Raw genomic sequence first — 11,526 nt, forward strand, 5'->3', positions numbered from 1 at the left:
GGCGCAAAAGTTACTGAGACTCTTCCGGTGTCCAGGCCTGCGGTAACGCCGGGCTACCGGGGAACAGGTAGTCGACGAACGCCTTTGCCGTGGGCTGCGGCTCGTGGTTGGCCAGGCCGGGCCGCTCGTTGGCCTCGATGAAGACGTAGTCGGTACCGGTCACGTCGGGCACCAGCAGGTCGATGCCCGTCACCGGGATGCCGATCGCGGCCGCCGCGGTCACGGCGACCTCGCACAGGTGTTGGTTCACCGTGGCGGTCACGTCATGGATGGTGCCGCCCTGATGCAGGTTCGCGGTGCGACGCACGCGCAGCCGCTCGCCCTCGGGCAGCACGTCGTCGAACGACCAGCCGGCCTCTGCGACGGTCGCCTCTGTCACGGCGTCGATGGGGATGCGCGACTCGCCACCGGTCGCGGCCGCGCGGCGGCGGCTCTGCGCCTCGATCAACTCTCGCACGGTGTGATGGCCGGTGCCGACGACCTCGGCGGGCTTGCGCAGCGCGGCCGCGACCACCCTGCCGTCGATCACCACGAGGCGCAGGTCGTCGCCGGGGGCGCGCTGCTCGATCAACACATTCGGGTGTTCCTCACGGGCGCGCACCAGCGCCGCGTCCAACTCGTCGGGACCGTTGACCCCGACGGTGATGCCCTTGCCCTGCTCGCCGCGTGTGGGTTTGACGACGACGTCGCCGACCTCCTCAAGGAACGCATGGTCGTGCTCGTCGAATGTGGCCAGCCGGCCCTTGGGCACCGCGATGCCCTTCTCGGACACCAGGCGTCTGGTCAGCCTCTTGTCGTCGCAACGCGCCATTGCGACCGCAGAGGTGTACTCCGACAACGACTCCCGGGTGATGACGCTGCGGCCTCCGTGTGACAGCCGCATCTCGCCTGCCCCGGCGTCGAGCACCTCCACCCAGATGCCGCGGCGCATCGCCTCGTCGGCGATGATCCGCGCGTAGGGGTTGAGATCCTCGACGGTCTCCGGCGGGTGGGTGAACAGCGGCTCGTTGATCGCGTTCTTGCGTTTGACGGCCATCACCGGCACGCGTTCGAAGCCCAGCTTCTCGTACAGTCCGATGGCCGCGGCGTTGTCGTGCGTCACCGACAGATCCATGTAGGCGCGGCCGCGTTCGCGGTACAGCCCGGCCAGCGCGCGGGTCAATGCCGCGCCGACGCCCGGCAGGCTGGTGGTCGGGTCGACGGCCAACGTCCACAGGCTCGAGCCGTCCTCGGGGTCGGAGAACAACCGCGCATGGTCGACACCGGTGACGGTGCCCACCAGCGAACCGTCGTCGTCGCGCACCGCCACCAGGTAGTCCAGCGACTTGTTGCTCGTGTGGTTCTCCCACAGCACGTCGACGGGCGCGGGCACCATCCCGCAGCGCACATAGACCCGGTTCACCTCGTCCGCCTCTTCGGCGCTCGCCAACTCGCGCACCGAGAAGCCGGTCGGTGGGGGAGCGGGCTCGTCTTTCTCGGTGAACCGCAACCGGTAGGTGTGGCTCGGGTCGATGAACAGCTCCGCGGGCGCCATCGACACCAGCACATGCGGCTCGCGGGCGTAGATGCAGATGTCTCGCCTGCCGAGACCCTCATGCCGCAGCACCTCGGCGAGCTTCTCGGGTTCGGCGAACGTCTGCCCGAAAATGAGTCTGCCCCAGCCCATTTCGACAACGACATTGTCGGCCATCGCGTCGACCATGTGCTGTGGTGACGCGTCGTGCAGGCCGAGCGTGATGGCTTCGGAATGGTCGGCCGTCATGCCGCAGGCCCGGTGATGCCGTGCTTCTGCAGCCACATCTCCAGCAGCGCGAGCTGCCACAGCTCGTTGCCACGCAGCGGGGTCAACCTGCCGTTCGGGTCGGCGAGCAACCGCTCAACGGCGTCAGGCCGAAACAGGTCGCGCTCCTTGGCCGCCGGTGCGTAGAGCGCGTCGCGCACGAGCTCCAGATACGGCCCTTCGAGGTGCGTCAGGGCGGGCACCGGGAAGTAGCCCTTGGGCCGGTCGATGACGTCGGCCGGAATAACGCGGCGCGCGGCCTGCTTGAGCACGCCCTTGCCGTCGTGGGCGACCTTGAGCTCCGGGGGGCAGGTGGCGGCCAGTTCGACGAGTTCGTGGTCGAGGAACGGCACACGACCCTCCAGACCCCAGGCCATCGTCATGTTGTCGACGCGTTTGACCGGGTCGTCGACGAGCATGACGGTGGTGTCGAGTCGCAGCCCACGGTCGATGCCGGTCTCGGCGCCTGCGCGCGCGAAGTGTTCGGTCACGAACCGCAGGCTCGGGTCGTCGGGCGTGGCGAATGGCTGCGTCACCAAGGCCTCGTACCCGTCGCGGTCGCGGTCGAAGAAGGCCTTGCGGTAACTGGCCACCGCACCGTCGACCGACGCCGCGTCGGGCGCGCCCAGCGGGGGATACCAGTGGTACCCGGCGAAGACCTCGTCGGCGCCCTGGCCGGACTGCACCACCTTGACGTGCTTGGCCACCTCCTGGCTGAGCAGGTAGAAGGCCACACAGTCGTGGCTGACCATCGGTTCGCTCATCGCGCCGATCGCACCGTCGAGCGCCGGCAGCATCCGGTCGGTACCGATCCGGATCTGATGATGATCGGTGCCGAACCGCTTGGCGATGATGTCGGAGTACTTGAACTCGTCGCCTTGAACTCCGCCGACCGATTCGAAGCCGATCGAGAAGGTTGCCAGACCGTGTTGGCCGGCCTCGGCAAGTAGGCCGACGATCAGGCTGGAGTCGACACCGCCGGACAGCAGGCAACCGACGGGGACGTCGGCGACCAGCCTGCGGTCCACCGCAACACGCAGCGACTCGAGAACGGCGTCCTCCCAGTCGCGTTCGGACCAGTCGGCCCGATCGGCGCGACGGGTGAAGTCCGGTTCCCAGTAGGTGGTCGTCGTGCGCCTGCCGTCGGGCTCGATCGCGACGAGCGACGCGGGCGGCACCTTGGCCACGCCGCGCAGGATCGTGCGCGGGGCGGGCACCACCGAGTGGAACGTCATGTAGCTGTGCAGCGCGATGGGATCGATGCGGGTGTCGATGCCGCCCCCGGCCAGCAGCGCGGGCAGCGACGACGCGAATCGAATTCGCTTGGCGTCCTCGCTGATATACAGCGGTTTGATGCCGAGACGGTCGCGGCCGAGCAACACCCGGCCGCTGTCGCGCTCGACGATCGCGAACGCGAACATCCCGAGCAGCCGCTCGACGAAACGGTCACCCCAGTGGTGGTAGGCCTTGAGCAGAACCTCGGTGTCACTGGTGGAGAAGAACCGGTAGCCCTGCTCGCTGAGCTCGCGGCGCAACTGCTTGTAGTTGTAGATGCAGCCGTTCCAGGCCACCGCCAACCCGAGGTCGGAGTCGATCATGGGCTGTCCGCCCGCTTCGGACAGGTCGATGATCTTGAGGCGTCGATGGCCCAGCGCGACCCTGCCCTGCGCCCACACGCCGGCCGAGTCCGGACCGCGCGGCGTCATGGCCTCGGCCATCGCCGAGACAGCTTTGATGTCAGGTGTCAGGCCGTCGAGACGCACCTCACCGGTGGCTCCACACACGTCGACTGACATTACCCCAGTTGACGCCTGCGAAACCTGGTGGCGATGTGACCTGCCCCCTACTGACCGCGGCCGCGGCGCCGCAACACTGTCGCGGCGATGCCCTCGGCGAGCAGCAGCCAGAAGCCCGACACCGGCATCATCGCCGCGCCAAGGGCGCCCATCGCCGTCATGCCGTGCCCCAGCGCTGGAGCGATCCGCTCGCCGTCGCCGCCCGTCTGCCGGATGCCGGCGCCCAACATCATGAGGAAGAAACCAGCGAACAGGAACCAGAACGCGGTGTGGCGACGTTCACCCTCGAGGGTGCCCAGACGTGCGTCGGACGCCGAGTTGATGAGCCCGTCGCGCGCCATGCCGACGATCTGTCTGCGGTACAGGTAGCTGCCGATCAGGTTGTGCCCGACGCCCGTGGCGATCACCGCGCCGCCGAGTTGTCTGGTGTGCGCGAGGTCGGATTTCGTTGCCATGGCCTGCCTTTCTGCCTCCATACGGCACCGTATGGAGATATCCATACGGTACCGTACGGAGATGGAGCGGGAAAGGGCGGCAACCGCCAAACGTGGTGTGACAGTCGACACGTGGACCACGGCGGCGCTGGCGGCACTGCGCAACGGGGGACCGGCGGCCATCCGGGTCGAGGCGATCGCCCGCACACTCGGGGTCTCCAAAGGCTCGTTCTATTGGCATTTCGCCGACCGAAAGGCGCTGGTGGAGGCCGCCATCGCCGAGTGGGAGGCACAGAGCACCGCGGCCATCATCCGGGAAGCCGAGGGCGGAGCCACCGCCGACGACAAGCTGCGCCGGCTGCTCGACACGGTGTCGCCGACCTTCGACCGCGCGCAACCGCCGGGGGAACTGCTGCTCTATCTGCAGGCCGACGCCGAAGGCGTGCGCGCCTCGGTCGAACGGGTGGTCTCCCGCCGACTCGACTACGTCACCGATCTGCTGGTCGACCTCGGCGTCGAGCGACGTGAGGCGCGGCGGCGCGCGACGCTGGCGTTGACCGTGACGGTCGGCATGCACCAGCTGCACATCGGCGCCCCGGCGACGATGTCGCGACCGGGGCTGTCCCGCAGGGCATTCACTGAAACGCTCTACGTGGCCCTGACCGGCAGGCCGCGCTGAGTCAGTCGGTGCGGCCCTTGAGGATCTCGTCCTCGATGGTGCCGCCGAGGCCTTCGGCCGCCGGGTCGAACCCGTGCAGGCCACCGGTCACGGCGTACTCCTCCTCGGGGGACAGCACCAGACGGTGGCGGCCGTAGAAGGCGAACACCAGCAGACCGACCACGTAGAAGATGACGATCGCGATCACCGCGGGCCGGTAGTCCGGGTTGACGAGGATGCCGACGAAGGTGACCGCGGCGATGACCAGAGCCACGATCGCACCGGCGCTGCCGGTCGGGCTGACCCACGGTCGCTTGGCGTTCGGGAATTTGCGACGCAGCATCACGAACGCGACCATCTGCAACATGTAGGCCAGCACCGCGCCCCACACCGCGATGTTGAGCACGACGGCGCCGGCGCCCTCGCTGGCGTTGACGATCAGCAGCGCGATGAACCCGATGACCGCGCCGGCGATCAGCGCGACGTACGGCGTCTGACGAGAGCCGGTGAGGGACAACGACTTCGGATAGTAGCCCGCCCGGCTCAGCGAATACATGTTGCGGCCGTAGGCGTACATGATGCCCTGCAAGCTGGCCAGCAGGCCGATCAGTGCGAACGCCGAGAGCACGGCTGCCAGGTTGGCGGGCAGGAACGCGCGGAAACCGTCGAGCAGCGGTTCGTCCGACTCGCCGAGGGCGGCGGACCCGGTGACGGCGGGGTTGAGGAAGAACACGATCGCGCCGCAGCCGACCAGCGAGATCAGGCCCCAGATACCGGCTTTCGGAATGTCGCGGGCCGGATCGTGCGACTCCTCGGCGGCCAGCGGCAACTCCTCGATGCCGAGGAAGAACCACATCGCGAACGGCAGCGCGTACAGGATGGCCAACCACCCCGAGGGCAGGAACGTCGACGAACCCGCGACGGACGGATCGGCCGGGATGTCGAACAGCTTGCTGAAGTCCACGGCGCCGTTGGCGATGGCGAGGATGCCGAACAGCACCAGGATGCCGATGGACAGGATGGCGACCACGAGGGCGAACTTGAACGAGATCTCCGCGCCCCACGAGTTCAGGCCGACGAAGATCGCGTAGAGGATGATCCACCAGACCCAGAGGGGGAGGCTCACGTTGAACAGGTCGCTGGTGACCGCGTCGGCGTAGGACGCGGAGAAGAACACGATCACGGCGGTGGTGAAGACGTATTCGATGGTCTCGGCGAAGCCGGTGACGAAACCACCCCACGGCCCCATCGCGGCCCGGGCGAAGGAGTACGCCCCGCCGGTGTGCGGCATGGCGGCCGACATCTCGCCGATCGAGAAGAGCATGCCGAAATACATGACGATGATGACGACCGAGGCGATCGCCAGACCGCCCCAGCCCGCCGCACCGATCCCGAAGTTCCAGCCCGAGAAGTCGCCGGAGATGACGGCCGCGACTCCGATGCCCCACAGTCCCCAGAAGCCGGCGGTCCGCTTGAGTTGCCGCTTCTCGAAATAGCCTTCGCCGGCCTGGCTGTAGGTGACGCCGCCCGAACTCTTCTTCTTGTCCTGGGCGTTCTCTTGAGCCTTTTCGGAGGCCATGGCGTTCGCTCCTTTTGCAGATGTGGGGCATTGGGAGAATAAACTGGCCAAAGGTCTGGTGTCCTACCTTTGGGAGTGACGATTGTGTAAAACACTGGAGGAAACGTCGGGCTCGGAATCGGCCAATGGTTGACTCCTCGTTCATCGCCCGGCATAGAGGAGGCTGCAGATGAGCGCTAACCGCATGTTGTCGGAGAGCGATCTCGAGCGCATGGTGGCCGGCGGCGAGATCGACACCGTGATCGTCGCGTTCTGCGACATGCAGGGCAGGCTGACGGGCAAACGCGTGTCGGCGCGGTTGTTCGTCGAGGACGTCGCCGAACACGGTGCGGAATGCTGCAACTACCTGCTGGCCGTCGACGTCGACATGAACACTGTGGCCGGATACACGATGTCGAGTTGGGAGACCGGCTACGGCGACATGGTGATGACGCCCGACTTCTCCACGCTGCGGCTGCTGCCCTGGCTGCCGGGCACGGCCATGGTGATGGCCGACCTGTCGTGGACCGACGGCAAGCCGGTCACCCAGGCGCCGCGAAGCATCCTGAACCGCCAGATCGACCGACTGGCCGAGCGCGGCCTCGTGCCGTACGTGGGCACCGAACTGGAGTTCATGGTGTTCGACGACACCTATCGCGAGGCGTGGGCGAAGGGCTACCGCGACATGAGCGCGGCCACCGACTACAACGTCGACTACGCGATTCACGCGGGGACGCGAATGGAGCCGCTGCTGCGCGACATCCGTCTCGGCATGGACGGCGCGGGGATGTACTGCGAAGGCGTGAAAGGGGAGTGCAATCTCGGCCAGCAGGAGATCGCCTTCCGCTACGACCACGCCCGCGTCACCTGTGACAACCACACGATCTACAAGAACGGTGCCAAAGAGATCGCCGACCAGCACGGCAAGAGCCTTACCTTCATGGCGAAATTCGACGAGCGCGAGGGCAACAGCTGTCACATCCACATTTCGTTGCGTGGTGACGATGGGAGTGCGGTGTTCGCCGACTCGGATGCTTCCGACGGGATGTCGCCGCTTTTCCGTAGCTTCGTCGCGGGCCAGCTGGCCACGATGCGCGAACTGACGCTGTGCTACGCCCCGAACATCAACTCCTACAAGCGCTTCGCCGAGGGCAGCTTCGCACCCACCGCTATTGCGTGGGGCTTCGACAATCGCACTTGCGCGCTGCGGGTCGTCGGCCACGGCCACGGAATGCGAATGGAGAACCGAGCACCGGGCGGCGACGTCAACCAGTACCTCGCGGTGTCGGCGCTGATCGCCGGCGGCCTGCACGGCATCGAGCAGGAGCTCGAGCTGCCGGAGCCGTTGGAGGGCAACGCCTATACCAGTGGCGCCGAACGCCTTCCGACCACGCTGGCCGAGGCGGCGACGCTGTTCGAGGAGTCCGAGGTGGCGCGTGCGGCGTTCGGCGACGACGTCGTCGAGCACTACCTCAACAACGCTCGCGTCGAGTTGGCCGCCTACAACTCGGCGGTCACCGATTGGGAGAGGACGCGGGGCTTTGAACGGCTCTAGTCTCGGCGCGAGCAGACGTAAAACTGCCCGAAATGGCGGCTTAAAGGGCAGTTCTGCGTCTGCTCGGCAAGAGAAGATCCGCCCGGTCGTCGGGCTCACCACCTATCTGCAACAGGCGCAGACCGGCGTGTGGGATGTCCGTGCCAGCTTCCTGCCCGCGATCTACTTCGAGGGAGTCAATCTGGCCGGCGGGGTGGCGGTGTTGCTACCGCCTCAGCCTGTGGACACGGACGTCGCCGAATGCGTGCTCGACGGAATAGACGGCCTGGTTGTCACCGGCGGACGCGATGTCGACCCCGCGACCTATGGCCAGGTCAGGCACGCCACCACCGACGAGCCCGTTCAGGACAGCCGCATGCGTGACGCGTTCGAATTCGAACTCGTGCGAAAAGCGTTGCAGCGCGGGATGCCCGTGCTGGGCATCTGCCGCGGAGCGCAGGTACTCAACGTCGCGTTGGGCGGAACGCTGCACCAGCACCTGCCTGACGTCCTCGGGCACACCCGTCACCAGCAGGGCAACGCGATGTTCTCCACCTCGTCCGTGCGCACCGTGCCCGGGACCCGGTTAGCCGCCCTGATCGGCGAGTCCTCTGATGCGCAGTGCTACCACCACCAGGCCATCGACACGCTGGGTAAGGGCCTGATCGTGAGCGCGCGCGACTCCGACGGTGTCGTCGAAGCGGTCGAAATGCCCGGCGATGACTTCGTATTGGCGGTTCAGTGGCATCCCGAAGAGCGCCTCGACGATCTGCGATTGTTCGCCGCGGTGGTCGAGGCGGCAGGTTGGTATGCGACCGGGAAGGTACGAGCATGACGGCAAGTGAGGTGGTCAACCCGGCCACCGAGGAAGTGCTGCGCACCGTCGAACAGACCTCCGAGGCGGAGGTCGACGAGGCGGTGGCGCGCGCCAAGGAGGCACAGCGCCAGTGGGCCCGGCAGGCGCCCGCCGAACGTGCCGCGGCGTTGCGGGCGTTCGCCGCCACCGTCGATGCCCACGTCGACGAACTGGCAGCGCTCGAGGTCGCCAATTCGGGGCATCCGATCGGTAACGCCACGTGGGAGGCCGGCCACGTCCGCGACGTGTTGCAGTTCTATTCGGCCACTCCGGAGCGGTTGAGCGGCAAGCAGATTCCCGTCGCGGGCGGCCTGGACGTAACGTTCAACGAACCGCTCGGCGTCGTCGGAGTCATCACCCCGTGGAACTTCCCGATGACGATCGCGTCGTGGGGTTTCGCGCCCGCGCTGGCCGCGGGCAACGCCGTGCTCATCAAGCCGGCCGAGTGGACGCCGCTGACCACCATCCGACTCGGCGAACTTGCAACCGAGTCCGGCCTGCCCGCCGGCCTTTTCCAGGTGCTGCCGGGCAGGGGTTCGGTGGTGGGCGAACGGTTCGTCAGCCATCCGGACGTACGCAAGATCGTGTTCACCGGCTCCACCGAAGTCGGCACCCGCGTCATGGCCGGGGCGGCTCAGCAGGTCAAACGGGTGACCCTGGAACTGGGCGGCAAGAGCGCCAACATCGTGTTCGACGACTGTGACCTGGAGAAGGCCGCGGCCACCGCGCCCTACGGAGTATTCGACAACGCCGGCCAAGACTGCTGTGCCCGCAGCCGGATCCTGGTGCAACGCAACGTGTACGACCGGTTCATGGAACTGCTCGAGCCCGCGGTCAAGGGCGTCGTTGTCGGAGACCCCGGCTCCGAGGGCACCGAGATGGGGCCACTGGTGTCCAAGGCGCACTGGAACTCCGTCGCCTCGTTCGTGCCCGACGACGCCCCGGTCGCCTTCCGAGGCGACGCCCCGTCGGGGCCGGGGTACTGGTTCGCTCCGACCGTGTTGACGCCCCCACGAGACGACCGCACGGTGCGCGAAGAGATCTTCGGGCCGGTCGTGACGGTGCTGCCGTTCGAGGACGAGGCCGACGCGATCGCACTGGCCAACGACACGCCCTACGGCTTGTCCGGGTCGATCTGGACCGACAACCTGTCGCGGGCCGTGCGTGTGTCGCGCGCGGTGGAATCCGGCAATCTGTCGGTCAATTCACATTCGTCGGTGCGCTACAACACCCCGTTCGGCGGATTCAAACAATCGGGCCTGGGACGAGAACTCGGCCCTGACGCTCCGTTGTCGTTCACCGAAACCAAGAACGTCTTCTTCTCGATCGATGAAAACGGCCAGGAGGCACCGTAGATGGACCTGACCCAACGACTCGCAGGCAAGGTCGCCGTGATCACCGGCGGCGCAAGCGGTATCGGCTTGGCTACCGCCAAGCGGATGCGCGCCGAGGGCGCGACGATCGTCATCGGTGACATCGACCCCGCCGCGGGCAAGACCGTCGCAGACGACCTCAACGGAACCTTCGTAGCGGTCGACGTCTCAGATCAAGTCGCCGTGGACGCGCTGTACGACACGGCAGCCGAGACATACGGATCGGTCGACATCGCCTTCAACAACGCGGGCATCAGCCCACCGGAGGACGACCTGATCGAGAACACCGGCATCGATGCGTGGCAGCGGGTGCAGGACATCAACCTCAAATCGGTGTTCTTCTGTTGTAAAGCTGCACTGCGCCATATGGTTCCGCAGCAGAAGGGCTCGATCGTCAACACCGCGTCGTTCGTCGCGGTGATGGGCTCGGCAACGTCACAGATCTCCTACACCGCATCCAAGGGCGGTGTGCTGGCGATGTCGAGGGAGCTCGGCGTGCAGTACGCGCGGCAGGGCATACGGGTCAACGCGCTATGCCCGGGACCCGTCAACACGCCGCTGCTGCAGGAGCTTTTCGCCAAGGATCCCGAACGGGCGGCGCGCCGGCTGGTGCACGTTCCGGTCGGCCGATTCGCCGAACCGGACGAACTGGCCGCCGCGGTCGCGTTTCTGGCCAGCGACGACGCGTCGTTCATCACGGCGTCGTCCTTCCTGGTCGACGGCGGCATCAGCGGCCACTACGTGACCCCGCTGTAGACGACGGCTGCAGCCATGACCGCCGATCCGGACGTACCACTCGCCAGCGAGGCACTGCTGCGCCCGGTGCGGCCCGGCAACGCGTTCGAAGACACCGTCGAACGGCTACTGCAGACCATCCGGCTCGGCGTGCTGGCGCCGGGCGAATCCCTGCCTCCCGAACGGGAACTCGCGGCCAGGCTCGGGGTCAGCCGCGACACCGTCCGGGAAGCGATCAAGTCGCTGTCCGACGCCGGCTACCTGGTTTCGCGACGTGGCCGTTACGGCGGCACCTTCCTGGCCGAGGAGCTTCCCCAGCACACCGGGGCCACCGACGGAGTCACCCGCGCGGACATCGACGATGCGCTGCGGCTGCGCGAGATCCTCGAGGTGGGCGCCGCGCGCATGGCGGCTCACCGGACGCTGACCGCCCCCGAGCGCGAGGTCCTCTGGTCGCGGTTGACCGACGTGCGCGGCGCGTCGCCCGCCGCGTACCGGCGTCTCGACTCCCGGCTGCACCTGGCAATCGCGGAGGCGGCCGGATCGCCGTCGCTGGTGCCGCTGGTCGCCGAGAACCGGATGCGGCTCAACGGCTTACTGGACCAGATTCCGCTGCTGGCCCGTAACATCGCGCATTCCGACGAGCAGCACGAAGCGATCGTGATGGCGATCCTCGCCGGCGACGGGCAGGGCGCGGCTGACGCGATGCGGGCACACGTCGCCGGGTCCGCCGCTCTGCTGCACGGCTTTCTCGACTAGAGCGAGCCGAGACCTCGCACCGCTCATATCGCTCGACCTGCGG

The 11,526-nt window shown here is 67.2% G+C and carries 10 protein-coding genes; 6 read left to right on the forward strand and 4 right to left on the reverse strand.

Translation table 11 applies throughout. The features are described 5' to 3' along the window. Positions 1–10: 10 nt before the first annotated feature. Genes ngg through N4S67_RS13255 form a run of 3 tightly spaced genes read right to left on the reverse strand, consistent with a single transcriptional unit; the run spans position 11 to position 4,031 of the window. Complete coding sequence (gene ngg, locus N4S67_RS13245) at positions 11–1,762, reverse strand: N-acetylglutaminylglutamine synthetase (protein ID WP_260993433.1); 1,752 nt, start codon at positions 1,760–1,762, stop codon at positions 11–13. Next, positions 1,759–3,564, reverse strand: a complete 1,806-nt coding sequence (locus tag N4S67_RS13250; RefSeq protein WP_260994030.1) for an N-acetylglutaminylglutamine amidotransferase — start codon at positions 3,562–3,564, stop codon at positions 1,759–1,761. Before N4S67_RS13250 ends, ngg begins: the two co-directional genes overlap by 4 nt. 59 nt (positions 3,565–3,623) lie before the next feature. Continuing rightward, a complete protein-coding gene (locus tag N4S67_RS13255; RefSeq protein WP_260993434.1) occupies positions 3,624–4,031 on the reverse strand; it encodes a DUF6463 family protein in 408 nt (135 codons plus the stop codon). A gap of 61 nt (positions 4,032–4,092) precedes the next feature. Between N4S67_RS13255 and N4S67_RS13260 the strand changes: the two genes are divergently transcribed. After that, on the forward strand, positions 4,093–4,689 hold the full coding sequence (locus N4S67_RS13260; RefSeq protein WP_260993435.1) for a TetR/AcrR family transcriptional regulator: 597 nt from the start codon (positions 4,093–4,095) through the stop codon (positions 4,687–4,689). Between the two features lies 1 nt (position 4,690). On the opposite strand, the gene N4S67_RS13265 is transcribed toward N4S67_RS13260, so the two are convergent. Then, positions 4,691–6,247, reverse strand: coding sequence for an amino acid permease (locus N4S67_RS13265; RefSeq protein ID WP_260993436.1), 1,557 nt, complete (start codon positions 6,245–6,247; stop codon positions 4,691–4,693). Positions 6,248–6,416: 169 nt separating this feature from the next. On the opposite strand from N4S67_RS13265, the gene N4S67_RS13270 reads away from it, so the two are divergent. The 5 genes from N4S67_RS13270 to N4S67_RS13290 all read left to right on the forward strand — a co-directional run bounded on the left by N4S67_RS13270 (position 6,417) and on the right by N4S67_RS13290 (position 11,483). Continuing rightward, positions 6,417–7,781: a glutamine synthetase family protein gene (locus N4S67_RS13270; RefSeq protein WP_260993437.1), complete on the forward strand. Its 1,365-nt coding sequence runs from the start codon at positions 6,417–6,419 to the stop codon at positions 7,779–7,781. Between the two features lie 76 nt (positions 7,782–7,857). Next, complete coding sequence (locus N4S67_RS13275) at positions 7,858–8,595, forward strand: gamma-glutamyl-gamma-aminobutyrate hydrolase family protein (protein WP_260994031.1); 738 nt, start codon at positions 7,858–7,860, stop codon at positions 8,593–8,595. After that, a complete protein-coding gene (locus tag N4S67_RS13280; RefSeq protein WP_260993438.1) occupies positions 8,592–9,971 on the forward strand; it encodes an aldehyde dehydrogenase family protein in 1,380 nt (459 codons plus the stop codon). The genes N4S67_RS13275 and N4S67_RS13280 overlap by 4 nt, the downstream gene beginning before the upstream one ends. Beyond that, positions 9,972–10,745, forward strand: coding sequence for a 3-oxoacyl-ACP reductase (locus tag N4S67_RS13285; RefSeq protein ID WP_260993439.1), 774 nt, complete (start codon positions 9,972–9,974; stop codon positions 10,743–10,745). A 15-nt stretch (positions 10,746–10,760) separates the two neighbouring features. Then, positions 10,761–11,483 carry a FadR/GntR family transcriptional regulator gene (locus N4S67_RS13290; protein ID WP_260993440.1) on the forward strand — a complete coding sequence of 241 codons (723 nt, stop codon included), beginning with the start codon at positions 10,761–10,763 and terminating at the stop codon, positions 11,481–11,483. Positions 11,484–11,526 lie beyond the last annotated feature (43 nt).

It is taken from the genome of Mycobacterium deserti (assembly GCF_025345615.1).
Classification (GTDB): domain Bacteria; phylum Actinomycetota; class Actinomycetes; order Mycobacteriales; family Mycobacteriaceae; genus Mycobacterium; species Mycobacterium deserti.

Coding starts and splice junctions, on each gene's coding strand:
- N4S67_RS13280 (WP_260993438.1), top strand. CDS start 8,592: ATGACGGCAAGTGAGGTGGTCAACCCGGCCACCGAGGAAGTGCTGCGC.
- ngg (WP_260993433.1), bottom strand. CDS start 1,762: ATGACGGCCGACCATTCCGAAGCCATCACGCTCGGCCTGCACGACGCG.
- N4S67_RS13265 (WP_260993436.1), bottom strand. CDS start 6,247: ATGGCCTCCGAAAAGGCTCAAGAGAACGCCCAGGACAAGAAGAAGAGT.
- N4S67_RS13290 (WP_260993440.1), top strand. CDS start 10,761: ATGACCGCCGATCCGGACGTACCACTCGCCAGCGAGGCACTGCTGCGC.
- N4S67_RS13255 (WP_260993434.1), bottom strand. CDS start 4,031: ATGGCAACGAAATCCGACCTCGCGCACACCAGACAACTCGGCGGCGCG.
- N4S67_RS13260 (WP_260993435.1), top strand. CDS start 4,093: ATGGAGCGGGAAAGGGCGGCAACCGCCAAACGTGGTGTGACAGTCGAC.
- N4S67_RS13285 (WP_260993439.1), top strand. CDS start 9,972: ATGGACCTGACCCAACGACTCGCAGGCAAGGTCGCCGTGATCACCGGC.
- N4S67_RS13270 (WP_260993437.1), top strand. CDS start 6,417: ATGAGCGCTAACCGCATGTTGTCGGAGAGCGATCTCGAGCGCATGGTG.